Genomic DNA, 19,929 nt, shown 5'->3' on the forward strand with positions numbered 1-19,929 from the left:
ATAACCTCTTGTAACTTTGGGCGAGAAAAGTTAATATCTCGCCCGCTTTCTAATATGGAGTGGAAGAATGGCAACACGCAATGCGATGGTCGCGGGCAATTGGAAAATGAATGGCTCTTTAGAGCTAGTTAAGCAAATGTCTGATGCTATTAACAATGTAGAATCTCAAAAGATGGACATTGTTTTATTTCCTCCTTTCCCTCTAATATCAGCAATGATTGCAAGTGGAGTCGCGACCGGAACACAAACTGTTTCAGAAAATACGCCAGGTGCTTTTACTGGTGAAGTAGATGCGCAGCTTGTTAAAGACTTAGGTGCACAATATGTACTTGTAGGTCACTCTGAGCGCCGTAGTATTTATAACGAGAGCAATGCAACCGTAGCTAATAAATTTGCTAGAGCACAAGAGGTAGGTTTAACACCCATCTTGTGTATTGGTGAAAGTGAAAGTGAGCAAGAAAACGGTCAAACCGAACACGTAGTTGCTGCTCAAATTGATGCAGTAATTAAAAAATTAGGTGTAGCAGCACTGAAAGATTCTGTGATAGCATACGAGCCCGTTTGGGCCATAGGCACAGGTAAGACTGCAACGCCGGAACAGGCACAAGCTGTTCATAAATTTATACGCGATAAAATTGCGTCACTAGACAGCGATTTAGCACAAGGGCTTACCATCTTGTATGGTGGTAGCGTTAACGAAAAAAATAGCGAATTATTATTTGCACAAACAGATATAGACGGCGGTCTAATTGGCGGCGCTAGTCTTAAAGCAGATTCATTTACTGCAATCTGTAACAGTGCAAAAGGAACTGTGTAAAATGTACGAAATTTTATTAGTAATTTATTTAGTTGTTGCTTTAGCTTTAGTTGGTATGGTTTTAATCCAGCAAGGTAAAGGTGCAGATATGGGTTCTTCATTTGGCGCTGGTGCTTCTGGCACTGTTTTTGGCTCGTCAGGTGCAGGTAACTTCATGACTAAAACAACAACCAGCTTGGCAACAGTATTTTTTGTATTGAGTATTGTTTTAGGTAATCTTACTGCGGGTCAAATTAAAAAGACCGACGAGTGGGAAAATCTTGAAGCAGCACCTGCAGCAGAAACAGTATTACCTGCTGAAGAAGATGTTCCAGTTTCAGTTACTAAAGAGCAAAGCTCTGACGTACCAAACTAAATTAGTGTAAAGCTAACGTTAAACGATTTATAAACCTCAAATAAGTCATTAAGTTTAACACTCAAGCGAAAGCTTAAAATGCGGATGTGGTGGAATTGGTAGACACGCTACCTTGAGGGGGTAGTGCTTTAGGGCGTGGGGGTTCAAGTCCCCCCATCCGCACCAAATTATAGAAACCAGTAGCAATAATGTTACTGGTTTTTTTATACCTGAAATCCATATTGGTTGTTATTTGTGCTGCTGTTGTTGTTGTGAAACGGCTAGTGGCTTAAAATTTTGAATTATTTATAAAAAAAACTAGAAATATTACAAATTTAGTTAACACTTATAAGTAATAAGCCGATAATAGATTTAGACAATAAAATAAGGTATTTACAATGGCTTCAGGCTTCTCTTTTCAAAATCTTAGCATAAGTAAAAAAATACATGCAATTACGAGTATTGCCGTCGTTGCATTTTTAGTGATTGTGCTGATTAACTATTTTGCAATGAATGATAATCGAATTGCATTAAATGAAATGGAAAAATCATCCTATCAAGTTGTTAAGTTAACATCAGCTAACGTTAGCATTTTAGAGAAGCTAGATGAACTTTACACTCAAGCGGTAACGTTTGGTGAGCAGGATTTAGTGGAGAAAGCATCCGACACATATAATCAACTCAAATTAAATATTATTGCGATAGAAAAAATTAATGCGTCTTACATTCATAGTGACACTAAAGAGCAACTCGCAAATTATGAAAAAATATCAGCGACCATAGCTAATGGAATGGTCAATGGGACAGCAGACTTTAGTAAAATTCAGCAACAAGCACAGAGAAAAACAGCGCTTTACAATGATGTTCTCGAAAAGTTTAAGTCAGCACAAGTAAAAGCAGATGATCGTTTTTTTGAGCTTGTTGCAAGTACTAAAGACCGCTCTGATTACGCGCTTACATTAATGTTAGTTGTTTCTATTGTATCGCTTATTTTATTGCTCTTTATGGCTATTTGGATAGCTAAGCGAATTGCTTCTTCAGCAAGCGATGCGGCGAATAATTTAAGTTTATTGGCAACTGGTAAAGGCTCATTAAGTACTAAATTAACAGTCAACTCTGAAGATGAAATAGGTCAAGTATCTATAAACTTTAATTCTTTTATCGGTATATTGAAAAAAACAGTATTAGAAATAATAGCGGTTTGCGAGCCGTTAATGGAAAATTCTACACGCTTAGTTCAAGGGATGGAACAAGCTGAACGTGCAACGACCAAGCAAACCACTGATGCTGAAATTGTGAAGCAATCGATGGAAGAGATGAAGCAAAGTGTTGGGGATATATCTCAATCAGCTGCCAGTGCTTCTCATGCTGCGCAAACGGCAGAGAAAGAAGTTGAGCAAAGTCGAACCCAAGTACAAACATCAGTAACGGCTTCTCGTACGTTAAGTGATGAGATTAACCACGCAGCTACAACGATTAATAAATTAGCAGACGACACAAAAAACGTATCGCAAATACTAAATGTTATTACATCAATAGCCGAGCAAACAAATTTACTGGCACTTAATGCTGCGATTGAGGCAGCTCGTGCTGGTGAGCATGGCCGAGGCTTTGCTGTTGTTGCTGATGAAGTGAGAGAGCTTGCATCGCGTACCGCTCACTCCACAAATGAGATCCGAGAACTGTTGACTACTTTAACTGAAGCGGCTAACGAATCAGTGACTGCAATGACATCTGCTAGAGATATGGCTACAGATAATGCCACAGCAGCTGAAAAAACAGGTATTTCTATAGAGAAAATTGCAGAGCAAATGTTAGAAATAAACGGAATGAACTCACAAATTGCTGCAGCCACAGAAGAGCAAACATCAGTTGCTGCAATGGTGGTAGAAAACGTAACAAATATGCATGTATCGTTTGAAGATACAATGGATTCTCTGACTGCTGTTAGGGATGTGGCTAAAAACCTTCATTACCTTTCTGATAACCTGCTAGATGCCACTGCGAAATTTAAAATTGAGTAAAGTCGCTGAAGTTTAGTTATAAAAAAACCACCTTTCGGTGGTTTTTTTATTGATTGTATTAGTTAAAAAGTAGCAACTACTTTAACTTTATCAGTAACTTTACTGCTATCAATATAGCCAATAGAGTCGCCATTAGCAGCTACAAAATCAACGACAGCTTGGTCAGTATCTAGTTTCTCAGGCGGTGTGCCTTTGCCAGTAAATACTAACTTAGACCAGTAAGCATTTAATTGGCTACTCGACTTACCCACTACTTTAGTGTTGAACTCATCGGCTACCGCAGTACCGTTTTGAGTTACAGGGGTCACCTTGTTACCATTCGCAAATGATTTAGCTTTACCCAAGTAAACTTTCTTTATAGTGTCTGCATCAATTGCATTTGAATTGCCAGGATTTACAATCACGGCAACTTCAGCAAAAGCACTGAACGAACAGATAGAAAGTGCACTAGCTAGAATTAATTTTTTCATTTTTCGCTCCAGTTAAAATACTAAATCAATACCAACGGCTACAACATCCGTCTCAGTATCTGCTACGTCATCTTTGAAGCGACTAAAGTCAATCTTAAATGCAGCAGACGGATGAAAGTCATAACGAGCACCGATTGTATATACATTGCTTTGTGCACGTATGCCCTCTAATGCAAAGTTTACAGCACCATTTAAAGATGGAACGCTTTCGATAGTATCAAAGCGCGATGATTTATGTTCATCATCATTTTCTTCAAAGGTAAAGTGTACAATTACATCGTCAAGGCGGTAGCCTAGAGAAGCATAGAATTGTTTTTGTTCAGCTAAAAGACTTTCTTCAACTTCAAACTGCGTATATTCGGCATCAAATAGGATGTTTTCATAGTCAATTGAGAAACCAACACCGATAAATGTTGTACTATCTTCTTCTGTAATTAAGTCATTGGCTGTGTCGCTTAAGCCACTGTTATTAAGTGCATCAATTAGTCCTAATAGATTACTATCATCAGAGTAGATGCTTGTATCTGCAACAATGTAGGCTGCGCGCGCACTAAACCAGTCATATGACAAGTTCCAGTTTAAACCGCCTAAATTATTTAATTCTGCAGGTAGATCATTTCCAAATACATCTATATCACCGTCAAAACCGCCATAGAAGCCTTGTAAAGTCGAGTCCCAGTCTCCAATTTGAGTATTATAAACTACACTAAGGCCTTCATAAGTTGAAAATGGGATCCCGTATACTGATCTAGGCGGGCGTACCCAGCGATAAGCATAACCTACATCTAAAAAGTCTGAATATTTATAAAACGGAACGCGCATTTTACCAGCGCTGAATTGTAGTTCATCACTGTATTCATAAGTTACGTATGCCCATTCGAATGTAGCGTCAAAATCGTCTTCGCCACGTGCAATTATTTGTGCCGTTGCGGTTAACTTTTCTTGAAGATCGGCTGATAATTGTAAAGCAAACTTACTTTCATTTTTAAACGAGATGTCATCATCGTACCCGTATAGAGTTTGATCACTGTCTAGACTCTTACCGCCTACAATTGATGCAAAGCCGTTAATACGCACTTCAGCGCTTGCATAACTTGAAGCAAGTGCTGCACATACAGCTACTGCAATTGATAACTTATTCATATGTATTTCCTATTTGTTATCTGGATGTTGATTTCAATAGGATTATAGAAGTGAATTTAGTTTTTATCTAATAAAGTTAGCAAGTTAGTGAAAATATATTTATTGACAGACTTATAGGTTTTGTGTCGGGGTGGGTGTTTGCTAAGGTACTTTAAATTAAACTATATGATTCGTATTGTAGTAACTTTTATATTTAATTAATAAGACTCATTAAATGTTTTTTAGCTATTTACTTTACTCAAGTCTTCTTTACACCGAAGCAATGCCTGCTACTTATTTTAACTACAATTTTTTATGAATCTTATACAAGTGGATGCGGACTGTCGCTTCATCTATAAACAATGCTCTGCTTTGGCATTGGAACGCAAACCAGAGTAGAATAAGCTTAACACCTTAGTTTCTTTGCATGTTAATGACGGTAGTGTAGATTGCTGTTAGTTGGCTAACATTTGCTTCATCACTGTCAGTTTGATTTGCTTGCTATGCTCATATTATTCTATCGTTAGACTGCGCCTTGGTACTACATTCCTATTACTGTTAATTTCAATGACGAAGCTTTATTTTTTTGTGTGCTTATTGAGCACAATAAAATGTTGTTTTGTTATACTTTGAAAGTTTTGTATTTTAACTTTAATTACAAGGTGTGATCGTTTTCTATATATCAAATCAAACCACTTTATTTTGAGAAACCTAATAATCCTACTAAGGTTTGAATGTTTTTCAATTTATTAAAAAAAGTGTGCGTTTATTCACAATATTGTCATATAATGTCCTTCCAGAGGAAAGGTGCCATCACGCATCTTTTTTTATGCCTAAAATTTATATCTTTTTAATATAAATATAGATGCATAACAAATCACACGATATCCTTTGGAGAATATTTTGAAACTACGCACACTCTCACAGTTAAGCCTAGCAATTGTCGCTGCACTATCTGCCTCAGTAAATGCTGAAGAAGCTAAAACAACAGCAAAACAAGACGCGTTTGAAAAAATCGAAGTTACTGCTCGTAAACGCACAGAGAGCTTATTTGAATCTCCAACCGCAATTACATCAATTGGGGCAAACCTTATTGATAAAGCTAATATGAGTAACCTTGAAGATATTGGTAAATATGTTCCAAACTTAAATATCACCCGCTATGGTGTTGGTAATGCAGCACATGCGTCTGTATTTATTCGTGGTATTGGCCTGCAGGATCATATTATCACTACTGATCCTGGTGTAGGCGTTTATTTAGATGGCGTTTATTTAGGTCGTCAAATGGGCTCAAACCTATCACTACCTAATGTTGAGCGTGTTGAGGTTTTACGTGGCCCACAAGGTACGCTATATGGTCGTAACACATTAGGTGGCGCGGTAAATGTAATTACTAAGCAACCGGGCGATGAAGGCATTGTGACTACTTCGGCAAAAATTGGTAGCCGCGGACGTATTGCCGGCGATGTTTATTTTAATAACTCACTAAATGATGAGCTAAGCATGTCGGCTAGTGCATCATACAAAACACGTGATGGTGTTGGTGAAGCTGTTAATTTAGCAAATCCTGAGAAAGAAATTGGTGAGGAAGAAGAATTTAGTGGTCGTGTTGCCCTTAAGTGGCAAGCGAGTAGCGATTTAGCATTTACTTTCTCTTTAGATGGAGTTGATAACGAATCAGGTCAATCGCCTTACACTATTGAATTAACTGAGCCGCTAGATGCAAACGATGTATTCAATGGTGACTTTCCACTACTTACACAAGACATGATCCCGTCAGACCCTGATGATTTGGGTACTACTGTTGCTGGTATTGAGTCTACATCTTATTCAGGTTGGGGGTCGTCATTTACTGCTGATTGGGCAATTGATGACACATATACAGCTAAGTTTATTTCAAGCTACCGTACTTCTGAATATGAAGGCGGTCTAGATGATGATGCCTCACCACTTAATTTATCTGAGTTCCCAGAAGAGGGCGGAGCTGACCAATACTCGTTTGAAATTCAACTCAATGCTACCTACGATAATATGGATTTTGTATCAGGCCTTTATTTTTTTAATGAAGATGGATTTACGCGTTCAGGCCCATTTGTATTTAGCCCGTTTAATACGCCTAATGGGTTATTAAACGATGGTGTAACTCCTTCGTTTGGTAGTTATGGCGACTTTGAAATTAACCAAGAAACTAATTCATACGCAGTTTATTTTAATACAAGTTACGACTTAACCGATGATTTAAGTATTGGTGGCGGCCTGCGCTACTCAAAAGATGAAAAAGATGCAGACGCTATCTTCCCTACATTTGCAGAGCGCAAATATGTAAGCGCTGAATTTGACGCTGTAACATGGGATGTAAATGCATCTTACCAAATCAGTAATAACATGAATGTGTATGGTCAAATACAAAAAGGTTATCAAACAGGTGGTTTTCCTCCGCGCCCATTTGGTGGACCGGATCAGTTTGTATCATTTGATGAAACTAAAGCGGTTAACTACGAAATGGGCTTAAAAGGGCAAGTACATGAAAATGTATCTATGATGCTAGCGGTATTCGTAACTGACTACACCGACTTAGCATTGCCATTTTCAGATCCTACCGCAGGTGGTGGCTTCGTAACAATTGTAGAAAATGCAGGCCAGTCTAAAGCGCAAGGTATTGAGCTTGAAACAACGGTTGCAATAACAGACGACTTTACCATTCGTAGTGCCGTTGGTTACTTAGACTCTGAAATTACAGACGTCGATGCAGGCGTTCAAGGGATTGGCAAAGGTGATTCACCAGCACTTACACCTCGTTGGACTGTTATGATTGCACCTTCATACTTTATGGATTTAGACAGCGGCGCAACAGTTGCCTTTAACGCTAACTATTCATATCGTAGTGATATGCAAGGACAATCGGTTTACAACGAAAGTGAAACTATAGACTCACGTGAGTTAGTTGGTTTTAATGTATCTTATACGAACCCTTACGGCGACATGGAAGTTACGATATACGGTGAAAACGTATTGAACGAAGTTTACGATGTCGGTCGTTTACAACAATCTGGTTTTGTTGGTGTTATGCGCAGTAATGACCGTAGTGAGTTTGGCTTAAAATTCAAAAAAGATTTTGAGTTATAAGCTAAAATATTTTTAAAAAGTATGTAACTTACGAATACGACTATTTTATTTTGTAATATAGGCCGAATCAGCTTTTGATTCGGCCTTTTTAGTTTGTGTATAGGCTAAATTGTTCGTTACAATAGCGCCTCTTAATTGCAAACGAGTCCTCTGATGAAAATTCTTGCCGATCAAAATATGCCTTTAGTTGAGCAGTACTTTGCAGACTTTGGTGAGGTTAAACGCTTTGATGGCCGCAAATTAACACCAGAACAATTAATTGATGTAGATGTACTACTCACTCGTTCTGTTACAAAAGTAGATACTGCGCTTTTAGCGTGTGCTAATAAGCTGAGCTTTGTTGGTACAGCAACCATTGGTGTAGATCATATAGACACTCATTTACTAAGCGATAAAAATATTGCATTTAGTAGTGCCCCAGGTTGCAATGCTATCGCTGTTGCTGAATATGTAATCAGTAGTTTATATGCTTTAAGTCAAGAAAATGCACAGCCACTTAGCGGTAAAACAATAGGTATTGTAGGCGTTGGTAATATAGGCAGCTGTCTAGCTGATAAACTAAAAGCGCTAAACGTTAATGTTTTACTATGTGATCCAATAAAACATGAGCAAGGCTTACTAAAAGAGCACATAGAACTTGATGAGTTATTGGCTAAAAGCGATGTTGTTACTTTACATGTTCCGCTAATCAAAACTGGTAAACATAAAACGCTTCATTTGATAGATCAAACACGTTTAAAAGCACTTAAACCTGGGTTAATTTTAATTAATGCTTGTAGAGGTGAAGTTATTGATAATCAAGCATTACTAAAAGTAATGGAGCAAGGTGCAGACCTAGATTTAGTGTTAGATGTATGGGAAAACGAACCAGCCATATTAACACCATTGCTTGATCATGTTCGCTATGCCAGTGTGCATATTGCCGGGCACACCCTTGAAGGGAAAGCCCGAGGTACGCAAATGTTATATCAAGCATTATGCGAACTAAAAAATGTTAAGGGCGTTAAATCACTCGATGATTTTCTACCTGAGCCTGTAATTACTCAAGCAACTTTACAACCGAGCTTTGAAGACGAAGACATAGCGCGCTTAGTACACTTAATTTACGATGTTCGCCGCGATGACGGCATTTTACTTCGTCACTTAGCTAAAGATGGGTTTGATAGCCTACGTAAAAACTATCCAGTAAGGCGTGAATTCAGTACGTTAGAAGTGCAAGCAGCACCAGATCTAATGTCAAAGTTGAATCAGCTAGGCTTTACAGCAGCAAACTAATTTAATCTGCGGTGTTGTTTTAACACCGCTAATAGAGGAAAAAATATGTCGCAAAAATATAACGTTGCCGTACTTGGTGCTACTGGTTTAGTAGGCCGTCAGATCATAGAAACACTTGAAGATCGTAAGTTTCCAGTGGATCAACTTTTTTTACTTGCTAGTAGTCGAAGTGCTGGTGAAGACATAAAGTTTCGTGGTGAAACCATAGAAGTACTAGACGTTGAAGGCTTTGACTTTAGCCAAGCACATATTGGTTTATTTTCAGCTGGCGGCAGTGTGTCAGAAAAATATGCACCTATTGCAGCAGAGGCTGGATGTGTCGTTATCGACAACACATCACACTTTAGAAATGACTTTGAAGTACCGCTTATAGTACCTGAGGTAAATGCTTCAAGCTTAGCTGACTTTAGAAACAAAAATATTATAGCCAATCCTAACTGCTCAACCATCCAAATGATGCTGGCACTTAAACCGATATATGATGCTTATGGAATTGACCGAGTAAATGTATCGACATACCAAGCTGTGTCGGGTGCAGGTAAAGAAGCGGTAGATGAACTTGCCAAACAAACAGCCAATTTAATGAATGCTCGCCCTATGGAAAACGAAATATTCCCAAAACAAATAGCATTTAACGTCATTCCACAAATAGATAGTTTTGAAGATAACGGCTATACCCGCGAAGAAATGAAAATGGTTAACGAAACACATAAAATTTTAGGTGATACGACTATTGCAGTTAATCCTACATGTGTGCGAGTACCTGTATTTTTCGGTCATTCTGAGTCTATTAACATAGAAACACGCATGCCTTACGATTTTGAGCACGTAAAGCAATTATTAAACGATGCACCTGGTGTTGAGCTAATCGATGATGAAGGTGATTACCCAACTGCAGTATCTGATGCAAGCGGCAACGATACAGTTTATATTGGGCGATTACGCGCCGATATTTCACATCCCCATGGTTTAAATATGTGGGTTGTAAGTGATAACACTCGCAAAGGCGCAGCAACTAATAGCGTTCAGATTGCAGAAGAGTTAATTGCAAATTATCTATAAAAATGAGTAATTAATAAAGAGGTTAATATAAGCGGCAGACTTTTATAGTTTGCCGCTTTTGTTTTTAGGATGCCAAAATATTGCCGCTTTAGTTTGTTAATAAACTAAACACCTTGATCTTTCTGATTAAAATAGAATTACGAAAAAAGTTTTAAGGTATTTATTTTCAAAGCGTTGCAATGGATATTAGGCCGCAACTGGTTTATAGTTTGTAACTGGAATAGAGCTTGCAACAAAAATAGATTGTAATAATAAATTAGAATCAACCATTTGGTTGGTAACGGCAAGAATAATCAGTGTTTACGTAGTTACAAAGATAGATAGTTACGTAGCATTATATATTAAAGGATCAGCATGCGCGGTTTAGCTTCACTTATTATATTAGCGTCTGCATTGGTAGTAACTCCGCTTTACTCTCAAGACAGTACCCAATTAAAGGGGCCAAAAGGCGCTGACTATGGTGCGCAAGGGCGATCAATTGGGCCAATAAAACCAACCGATACTCTTTGGCGTATTGCCGCAAAAGTACGCCCCGATAACTCAGTTAGTATTTATCAAGTTATGCAAGCCTTGTATAACAAAAATCCAAACTCCTTTTTAGAACAAAACCTTAACCACATGCAAAGTGGTGCTTTTTTAAAAATACCTACTTTAGCTGAGATCAGAAGTGTCGACCCACAACTTGCCAAACAACGTTCTGAGCAAGATGATGGTTTATGGGAAAAGAAAAAAAATGGCACGCTTACGCAAAGCGAAATCACGTCAGCACAAACAAAAGTGACACAAGCTCGTAAAATAGACGTAGATGATGCTAAAAAAGAGATTCAAAAAGAATTAAACGAAATAAAAACAGAGCAAAGCACTAAATTAGTGGCTTTACAAGAGCAATTTAAAAACTCTGTAAGCAACGTTGAAGAGATTTTAGTTGAAAATAACCAGCTCAAAAAGCAATTGTCAGGAATTTCAAAAGAGCTTGAAAATGTCCGATTACAGTTAGGGCAAGACAGCGAAATCCAAAAGCAATTAAAAGAACTTATTGTTAAACAAAATGAGATCATCGCACAGCAAAAGGAAAAAGTAGTTCAACCAGAAGAGTCATTTGATTTTAATTCGTTATTTTCAAACCCAATAGTGCTTGGCTTATTAATGTTTATTCCTGGGTTACTGATCATTTTTGCTGTGGTGATGCTTTTACGAAAACGTGCTAGCGCTAAAGAAGAAACTCAAAACGATGATGACTTTTTACCGCAAACACCGGCTTATACTGACGACGAAGATATCACCGCAAGCTTAGATGATGATCCAATAGTACCAGACCCACTAGATGATTTAAGTGTGCAGCTTGATGATCTCGACAATGGCATGTTGCCTGACGACGATCTAGATGATGGTAGTTTAGATGATTTTTCTGAAGGGGAAAATTTACTCGATCAAGACGAATTAGAAAGCTTGTTAAGTGATGATATTGTTTTTGATGATGAAAATACAAGTGACGATGACCTAGATATTTTTATGCAGCAAGATTTTGACCAAACCTCAGAAAATAGCTCAGAAGGTATTGATTTAGATGTAGCTGATGAACCTGTAAATAATGATGAGATTTTAACAAGCGATGATTTAGATAGTTTATTTGACGACGATGGCTTATCGGAATTTGATGTAGAGCAAAAAGGTGAAGCTTTAGAAGATAATAGCTTAGATTCTCATGATGAAATGGCTGCATTGAGTGAAGAGTTAGCTGGTGAGGATGATTTTGATATTGATGATTTACTTGATCAAACATCAAATAGCCTAGATGGCGAGAATAAGGCTTTTGATGAACCTCAAGCAAATGACGACTTTGATTTAGACGATATAGATAGCCTAATTGATGAAGCAAACGAGCCTGAAAGTACTGATGAGGATTCATTAGGAGAGGATTTACTTGAAGAAGACGAGTTACTAGAAGCAAATGATGATTTTAATTTAGACGATATAGACAGCCTAATCGATGAAGCAAACGAGTCTACAAATACCGATGAAGATTCATTAGACGCGGATTTACCTGAAGAAAATAAGCTACTTGAAGAAAGTGAGTCATTAGAGACAAACAATGATTTTGATTTAGACGATATAGATGACCTAATTGATGAAGCAAACGAGCCTACAAGTATCGATGGAGTTTCAGTAGACGAGGATTTACCTGAAGAAAATGAGCTACTTGAAGAAGGTGAGTCATTAGACACAAGCGATAATTTTGATTTAGACGATATAGATAGCCTAATCGATGAAGCAAACGGGCCTACAAGTACTGATAATGATTTACTAGACGGCGATTTACTTGAAGAGAATGAGCTACTTGAAGAAGGTGACTCACTAGACACAAGTGATGATTTTGATTTAGACGATATAGACAGTCTCATAGATAATCAATTAGACGAGCAAGGTTCAAGAGATTCTAAAATTGATAGTGCGTTAGCAGATTCAGCAGAGGATTTAGCTGATGCCCAAGAAGAGTTAGATATTGATGATATTGAATCTTTAGCTTCTACACTAAACGAAGAGCCAGAACTTGAAGAAGAGCCTGAGCTTTTAGAAGAACCGGAGCTTGAAGAAGAACCAGAACTTGAAGAAGAGCCTGAGCTTTTAGAAGAACCGGAGCTTTTAGAAGAACCGGAGCTTGAAGAAGAGCCTGAACTTGAAGAAGAGCCTGAGCTTGTAGAAGAACCGGAACTTGAAGAAGATCCGGAACTTTTAGAAGAACTGGAACTTGAAGAAGAACCTGAGCTTAAAGAAACAGAACATGTAGAAGAACCGGAGCTTGAAGAAGAGCTAGAGCTTTTAGAAGAGCCTGAACTTTTAGAAGAACCAGAACTTGAAGAAGAACCGGAGCTTATAGAAGAGCCTGAACTTGAAGAAGAGCTAGAGCTTTTAGAAGAGCCTGAGCTTTTAGAAGAACCAGAACTTTTAGAAGAACCAGAACTTGAAGAAGAGCCTGAGCTTATAGAAGAACCGGAACTTGAAGAAGAGCCTGAGCTTTTAGAAGAACCAGAACTTTTAGAAGAACCAGAACTTGAAGAAGAGCCTGAGCTTTTAGAAGAACCGGAGCTTTTAGAAGAACCAGAACTTGAGGAAGAGCCTGAGCTTATAGAAGAACCAGAACTTGAAGAAGAGGCTGAGCTTTTAGAAGAACCAGAGCTTGAAGAAGAGCCTGAGCTTATAGAAGAACCGGAGCTTATAGAAGAGCCTGAACTTGAAGAAGAACCGGAGCTTATAGAAGAGCTAGAGCTTTTAGAAGAACCAGAACTTTTAGAAGAACCAGAACTTAAAGAAGAACCGGAGCTTATAGAAGAGCCGGAGCTTTTAGAAGAGCCTGAACTTTTAGAAGAACCAGAACTTGAAGAAGAACCAGAACTTGAAGAAGAGCCTGAGCTTCTAGAAGAGCCGGAACTTGAAGAAGAGTCTGAATCTGCGAGTGATTTTACTGATACATCACAATCACTTTTAGATCCAGAGGATGCGCTTGAAGAATACACAGACGATACACTAAAAAGCGTAGATGAACTTTTAAATGAGTTACAACAAGCAACAGATGATGATTACGTAGAAACGCCGGATTGGTCTTTAGACGAGCTTGATGATGACATGGAGGAGATTGAAGTCGACCTAGGTGACGATCCACTTGCGGCTGATGAAGCTGATCTGACGCAAGATGATGAAAGCCAGGAAGATGAATTAGTAACTCCTAGTGAAGAGCTTGATGAATACCCTGAACTAGAATTGGATGATTCACAACCTATCGCAGACGAACCTTCGTTTGTTCCTGAGGAGCTACAAGGAGATTCTTTGGACGGCGATGCTAAAGGCATGTCGCCAAGTCAGGCTGAACAAGACTTAGCTAGTTCATTAATTGGTGACGTTGACCTAGATAGCCTAGAAGATGATTTTGATGATGAGCTTTTAATAGATAATGATTTTACTGAGTTAGCCTCTGATAATGAGCAAGCATTTGATGTTGATACAAAAGAGCAGGAAGATTTATTAAACGATGAATTACATCAAAGCGAATTAGAAAATGAAAGTATTGATAGCTCACTTGAAGATATAGGATTACCTGAACAACCAGATTCAGAGAGCGCTCACTCATCTTTAGAAAATGAGGAATTAAATAACTCTGAACTGCTAGAAGACGCTGACACAACTGAACATACACCATTGTCGGCTAGCCAAACAGAGCAAGATTTAGCAAATGCGCTTTCTAAAGATGTTGATTTAGATTCTTTAGATGACGACTTTGATGATGAACTATTAATTGAAAACGACTTCTCTGATTTTGACGACGATTTAGAGTCTTTAAATGAGTTAGAGCTTGATAGTGAAGTTTTAGCTGAATCTGATAACCCAGAAATTACAGATGAGCTGCATGCTGAACCAGAAAATTCAGATGATGTTCTAACACAAGAAACAGACGATAGTTTACTCGAACAAGCCTTTACTGATGAGTTAACACAGCAAACCAATGCAGAGCGAGAAGCTCAATTAACGCAAACGGATACCACTGCTGGAAACAGTGTTATTTCAGATGATGAACTCGATGAAGAGTTTATGGCTGATTTAACGCAAACTGACTTTGATTCATTACTAAATGAATTAGCACAGCCAGAAGAACTAAATGTTGATGATAGCAGTGATTTTGATGTTGATTTTAATAGCTTATTAAGTGAAGACTTAGGCGAAACTTCAAGCGAGGATAAACCTCAAAACGCGCATATTAATGAAGTAGATACCTCCGTTGAGGATGCTTTCGTTGATATAGACTCGTTGCTTGAACAAAGTGATGATGCTGAACTTGAGCACGAACCCTATAACGATGTAAATATGGATGTAGGCTTAAGTGAGTTTGACGCACTGTTAGCCGGTGATAATCCAACGGATGTGGATGCAGAAAGCGGTGGGTACTCTGCCAAGCTAGACCTTGCTCGTGCATACATTGAAATTGACGACTTTGACTCTGCATTAAACGTGATTGAAGAGGTTATCGACAAAGGTCCTGAGGATGTCCAAGAAGAAGCACTTAGTTTAAAAGCAAAACTAAAGTAGTTTTTTAGACGCTATAAAAGCCGCAATAAGGAATTTATTGCGGTTTTTTTGTAGGTATTTATTGGATCACAACACACTGGCTTTTATTGCATCGCGAGATAGCATAAAATGCCCCGCTCATTAGTACAGTAGGTAAAGCAGTAATTATGCGAGTAGCACTTGGAGTTGAATACAATGGCGCACGTTACAGTGGCTGGCAGCGTCAATCACATGTAAATAGTGTACAACAAGAAGTTGAAAAGGCGTTGTCGCGTATTTGTAATCATCCTGTAGAAGTTACCTGTGCAGGGCGCACAGATGCTGGCGTTCATGGAACAGGTCAAGTAATACATTTTGATACTGATGCTCAGCGCGATATGGTTGCATTTACTTTAGGCATGAATACGTTAATGCCTAAAGATATCGCTATTCGCTTTGCTCAGCCAGTTTCTGATGACTTTCATGCTCGCTTTAGTGCAACCGCTCGTCGTTATCGTTATGTTATTTATAATTATCCGTTTCGTGGAGCTGTATTAAACGAAGGTGTTACACACTTTCATCATCATTTAGATGAAACTAAAATGCAGCAAGCTTGCCAGTATTTAATAGGTGAGCACGACTTTACCTCTTTTAGAGCCTTGCATTGCCAAGCAAATACGGCAACACGTACAATTCATCACTTATCGGTACAGCGTCAAGGTGATTACGTTATTATAGATATAAAAGCGAATGCTTTTTTACATCATATGGTGCGTAATATTACTGGTTGCCTTATGGATATTGGTTTGCACAAGCATGAGCCTGTATGGCTAAAAGAGCTTTTAGATGTTAAAGAGCGAGCAAAAGCCAGCGCCACTGCAAAAGCCGCAGGTTTATATTTAGTTGATGTTGACTACCCTGGACAATTTAATGTACCTAAAACGCCATTAGGGCCTTTATTTTTGCCTGATGTTGATATTTAATCAGCATCGGCTTTTAGCTATTTACTAAGTAGCAGCAACTACTAAGACCAGTTTTTTATACCGTGTTAGTGTAATTCATGTTTTAATTGAAAAAATTTGTCTGTGAGTTACTACTTGCAGGCTCGCGACACAGAACAGCATTAAGAGAGTTGCAAATGAGTTGGCTAGAAAAAATCTTACCAAAAACGACAAAATCATCAGGTCGTAAAGAAATCCCAGAAGGTGTTTGGGCTAAATGTACATCATGTGACTCAATTTTATATAAAGCTGAGTTAGAAAAGTCATTAAATGTATGTCCTAAATGTGCCCACCACATGCGTGTAAGTGGCCGTAAGCGCCTTGAAAGCTTTTTAGATGAAGCTGATCGTGTAGAGCTTGGTACGCAACATGAGCCTAAAGATATACTTAAGTTTAAAGATTCTAAAAAGTACTCAGACCGTATTAGCGCAGCTCAAAAAGCAAGTGGTGAAAAAGACGCACTAGTTGCTATGAAAGGGCGCTTAAAAGGCGTACCTATAGCAGCTGTAGCCTTTGAATTTTCGTTCATGGGTGGCTCTATGGCATCTGTGGTAGGTGCACGCTTTGTAGACGCTGTAGATGAATGTTTAGAGCATAACATGCCGCTTATTTGTTTTTCGGCCTCAGGTGGAGCACGTATGCAAGAAGCGCTAATGTCGCTTATGCAAATGGCTAAAACAAGTGCCGCGCTTGCTAAAATGAGCGAAAAAGGTTTACCGTTTATTTCTGTAATGACTGATCCAACTATGGGCGGCGTATCAGCATCGTTAGCAATGCTAGGCGACATTAACGTTGCAGAGCCAAAGGCTTTAATCGGTTTTGCGGGCCCTCGTGTTATTGAGCAAACTGTTCGTGAAACGCTACCAGAGGGTTTCCAGCGTAGTGAATTTTTACTAGAACACGGTGCAATTGATATGATTATCGACCGCCGTGAAATGCGCGATACCTTAGCGCGTATTTTAGCTAAATTTATGAACTTGCCTTCTACTGAACAAGAGCATAGAGTAGCGTAAATTTCAGCTTTACTGATTACACGCTATGACAAAAACAATCCCTAGCCAATCATCAAGCCTTGATGATTGGCTTTGTTATTTAGAAAGTGTTCATCCGGCCAATATAGAAATGGGCCTTGAACGCGTCGCAAGAGTTGCCAATAACATTGGTCTTTTAAATTCCCCTAGCAAAATTATTTTAATTGCAGGCACAAATGGCAAGGGCACAACAGCGCGTTGTTTAGAGTCTTTATTACTTGCTCAAGGCTTTTCTGTTGGCACATACGCCTCACCTCACTTAATACGCTATAACGAACGAGTCCGCATAAATGCTCAAGAACTTGATGATCAATATCATGTAGATGCATTTCATTTGTTAGAACAAGGGCGTAAAGACACACAGCTTACTTATTTTGAATATGGCACCTTAGGTGCTCTTGCTATATTTAAACGCTGCAAAGTTGATTATGTGTTGCTAGAAGTCGGTTTAGGTGGGCGTTATGACGCAACAAATATAGTGACACCATTTGCCAGCGTCATCACTACAATAGATTTAGACCATAAAGAATACCTAGGCGATACCCGAGAGCTAGTCGCTTACGATAAAGCAGGTATTTTTCGTGAAAACACGCCAGCAATTATAGGTGATTTAAATATACCTCACACCATGACCGGTTACGGCGATGAAATTAATGCCAATATGGTTTTATCGGGCAGTGACTTTATTTTTAAAGAAAATGCGCACAGTTTTACCTGGCAGTATAAAGAGCTTGATTTAGAACTAGTTAAACCCGCAATTCCAAGTCAGAATGCTGCAACAGCTTTAACAACGTTAAGTGTTTTAAACCTACTACCTACAGAGCAAGTAATTAAGCAGTGCTTAGCTAACTTAGCCGTTGAAGGTCGTTTTCAACAACTAAGTGAAGTACCTTTGGTTTTTACTGATGTGGCTCATAACCCGGAATCTGCTCGTTATTTAGCTAATAAGTTATCAAGCTACGTAGATAAAGGCTTTAAAATTCATGCATTAGCCGCTATGCTTGCTGATAAAGATAAAGCAGGTGTACTTAAAGAAGTAAGCCATTTAGTTACTCAGTGGTCGGTAGCGAGTTTGGGAGGTCCGCGCGGAGATAGCGCAGAAAACTTAAATAACGCACTTCAAAGTATCTCTGTGGCTAATAACATACACAGTTACGGTAGCGTTGCAGAAGCCCTAAATGAAATTTTACCAAAACAAAAAAACGACACTGTTTTGATTGTATTTGGTTCTTTTTTTACAGTCGCTGGCGCTATTAATTACTTTAAAAAATAGAGAGGGTATCGGTGAACTCAGGTTTTATTAATCGCTTAGTCGGAACGAGTATAGTGGTGATCGCAGCAATTGTGTTTATCCCTAATATTCTAGATGGCGAAAAAGTACACTATAAAGAAGGCTTCAAAGCTATTCCAGATAGCCCTGAGTTCAAAACAATCGATCTTCAACAATCAATCGACGATAAAGTAGCTGATGCAGAGCCCCTGAAGCCAGATGAAATAGAAGATATATCCGCCGATGATGATATTTTAAAGCAGCAACCAGAGGTTACAGAGAGCGATTATGCGCAGCAACCCAAGCTTGTTGAAGCGACTATAGAGCTTAAAGAGCAGCCAAAAGTTAAAAAAGTTGCGCCTGTTAAAGCGAAGCCGATTGCGCCTCGTAAAAGTGATGAAAACTTGACGAGTATGGCCTATGTTATCCAACTAGGTAGCTTTTCTCATGTTGCTAATGTTAAAGCGCTTCAGGCTAAATTAAAGGCTCAAGGTTTTAAAACATTTACTAAACCTATAAAAACCCCGAATGGCACACTCACAAAAGTATTTGTTGGGCCATCGCTTAATAAAGCAGAGCTACAAAAACAGCTCCCTGAGCTGAAAAAGCTTACCAAACTAAATGGTAAAGTGACCCAATACGAAGTGACAAAATAATATTTTAAAAGGCTCATTTAATGAGCTTTTTTTATTTTTAGACAATTATTTTTTTTAATGCTTCAGTGCACATTATGTGTATTTTTATATGTTAATTATTTGTATTAACACCAACATGGTAATCTCCCGTTTAAACTTGCATACAAACGATGTTTGGGTATAGAATGCGCCCCAAATTAGCGACTAATTGGTTCTTATGATCTGGGTTGATTACGCCATTCTTGGCATCATTGCACTGTCTACCATCATCGGTTTAATACGCGGCTTTGTAAAAGAAGCAATGTCATTAGCGGTATGGGCTGGCGCCTTTATCATCTCTAGTTTATTTTACCAATATTTAGCTTCCTTCCTAACAACCATTTCTGAACCCCTTTTAAGAAATGCGGCGGCCATAGCCATATTATTCTTTGCGACGCTACTGTTAGGCGGTTTACTAAACTATATTTTAGGTGAGCTTGTACATCGTACTGGTTTATCGGGTACCGACCGTGTTTTTGGCATAGTGTTTGGTGCTCTACGAGGCGTGTTGGTCGTGAGCGCGTTACTCTTCTTTCTTGATGCTTTTACTGGTGCACCTAGCACGCACTGGTGGGGCAATTCTATTTTGATTCCAGAATTTGGCTTTGTTGTTGAATGGTTCTTTTCGTACCTCGAAAACAACTCTAGCTTTCTAAATTCAGTAAACCGTTAATCGGCGAGGATAA

General features: G+C 38.6%; 14 protein-coding genes and 1 tRNA gene. 13 read left to right on the plus strand and 2 right to left on the minus strand.

The features are described from left to right. Window positions 1–67 precede the first annotated feature (67 nt). The 4 genes from tpiA to J8L73_RS02100 all read left to right on the plus strand — a co-directional run bounded on the left by tpiA (window position 68) and on the right by J8L73_RS02100 (window position 3,175). Window positions 68–817: a triose-phosphate isomerase gene (gene tpiA, locus J8L73_RS02085; RefSeq protein ID WP_211014499.1), complete on the plus strand. Its 750-nt coding sequence runs from the start codon at window positions 68–70 to the stop codon at window positions 815–817. A gap of 1 nt (window position 818) precedes the next feature. Continuing rightward, window positions 819–1,172: a preprotein translocase subunit SecG gene (gene secG, locus J8L73_RS02090; RefSeq protein ID WP_210999291.1), complete on the plus strand. Its 354-nt coding sequence runs from the start codon at window positions 819–821 to the stop codon at window positions 1,170–1,172. Window positions 1,173–1,252: 80 nt separating this feature from the next. After that, window positions 1,253–1,337: transfer RNA gene (locus J8L73_RS02095), tRNA-Leu, on the plus strand. Between the two features lie 212 nt (window positions 1,338–1,549). After that, the gene (locus tag J8L73_RS02100; RefSeq protein ID WP_210999292.1) at window positions 1,550–3,175 is read left to right on the plus strand and encodes a methyl-accepting chemotaxis protein; all 1,626 of its coding nucleotides are present in this window, start codon (window positions 1,550–1,552) and stop codon (window positions 3,173–3,175) included. Between the two features lie 62 nt (window positions 3,176–3,237). Here the strand turns inward: J8L73_RS02100 and J8L73_RS02105 are convergent, their stop codons facing one another. Together J8L73_RS02105 and J8L73_RS02110 are read right to left on the minus strand one after the other, a co-directional pair. Beyond that, window positions 3,238–3,645, minus strand: coding sequence for a phosphate ABC transporter substrate-binding protein (locus tag J8L73_RS02105; RefSeq protein ID WP_210999293.1), 408 nt, complete (start codon window positions 3,643–3,645; stop codon window positions 3,238–3,240). 12 nt (window positions 3,646–3,657) lie between these two features. After that, window positions 3,658–4,788, minus strand: a complete 1,131-nt coding sequence (locus J8L73_RS02110; RefSeq protein ID WP_211014501.1) for a porin — start codon at window positions 4,786–4,788, stop codon at window positions 3,658–3,660. Window positions 4,789–5,670: 882 nt separating this feature from the next. Here J8L73_RS02110 and J8L73_RS02115 point away from each other — a divergent pair. The 9 genes from J8L73_RS02115 (at window position 5,671) to J8L73_RS02155 (ending at window position 19,916) form a co-directional block, all read left to right on the plus strand. Continuing rightward, complete coding sequence (locus J8L73_RS02115) at window positions 5,671–7,893, plus strand: TonB-dependent receptor (protein WP_210999295.1); 2,223 nt, start codon at window positions 5,671–5,673, stop codon at window positions 7,891–7,893. A 153-nt stretch (window positions 7,894–8,046) separates the two neighbouring features. Then, window positions 8,047–9,168: a 4-phosphoerythronate dehydrogenase gene (locus J8L73_RS02120; RefSeq protein ID WP_210999296.1), complete on the plus strand. Its 1,122-nt coding sequence runs from the start codon at window positions 8,047–8,049 to the stop codon at window positions 9,166–9,168. A 45-nt stretch (window positions 9,169–9,213) separates the two neighbouring features. Beyond that, the gene (locus J8L73_RS02125; RefSeq protein WP_104643041.1) at window positions 9,214–10,230 is read left to right on the plus strand and encodes an aspartate-semialdehyde dehydrogenase; all 1,017 of its coding nucleotides are present in this window, start codon (window positions 9,214–9,216) and stop codon (window positions 10,228–10,230) included. Window positions 10,231–10,584: 354 nt separating this feature from the next. Further along, a complete protein-coding gene (locus J8L73_RS02130; RefSeq protein WP_211014503.1) occupies window positions 10,585–15,309 on the plus strand; it encodes a FimV/HubP family polar landmark protein in 4,725 nt (1,574 codons plus the stop codon). A 146-nt stretch (window positions 15,310–15,455) separates the two neighbouring features. Next, a complete protein-coding gene (gene truA, locus J8L73_RS02135) occupies window positions 15,456–16,250 on the plus strand; it encodes a tRNA pseudouridine(38-40) synthase TruA (RefSeq protein ID WP_211014505.1) in 795 nt (264 codons plus the stop codon). A gap of 155 nt (window positions 16,251–16,405) precedes the next feature. Next, window positions 16,406–17,281 carry an acetyl-CoA carboxylase, carboxyltransferase subunit beta gene (gene accD / locus J8L73_RS02140; RefSeq protein ID WP_058548423.1) on the plus strand — a complete coding sequence of 292 codons (876 nt, stop codon included), beginning with the start codon at window positions 16,406–16,408 and terminating at the stop codon, window positions 17,279–17,281. Between the two features lie 25 nt (window positions 17,282–17,306). Next, window positions 17,307–18,572, plus strand: coding sequence for a bifunctional tetrahydrofolate synthase/dihydrofolate synthase (gene folC, locus J8L73_RS02145; RefSeq protein WP_211014507.1), 1,266 nt, complete (start codon window positions 17,307–17,309; stop codon window positions 18,570–18,572). Window positions 18,573–18,583: 11 nt separating this feature from the next. After that, window positions 18,584–19,225, plus strand: coding sequence for an SPOR domain-containing protein (locus J8L73_RS02150; RefSeq protein WP_211014509.1), 642 nt, complete (start codon window positions 18,584–18,586; stop codon window positions 19,223–19,225). Between the two features lie 196 nt (window positions 19,226–19,421). Beyond that, window positions 19,422–19,916 (plus strand): CvpA family protein, encoded by a 495-nt coding sequence (locus J8L73_RS02155; protein WP_058548420.1) that lies wholly within the window; start codon window positions 19,422–19,424, stop codon window positions 19,914–19,916. Window positions 19,917–19,929: the final 13 nt, after the last annotated feature.

The sequence above is a fragment of the Pseudoalteromonas sp. MMG006 genome (assembly GCF_018101025.1).
In the GTDB taxonomy this organism is placed as follows: Bacteria; Pseudomonadota; Gammaproteobacteria; order Enterobacterales; family Alteromonadaceae; genus Pseudoalteromonas.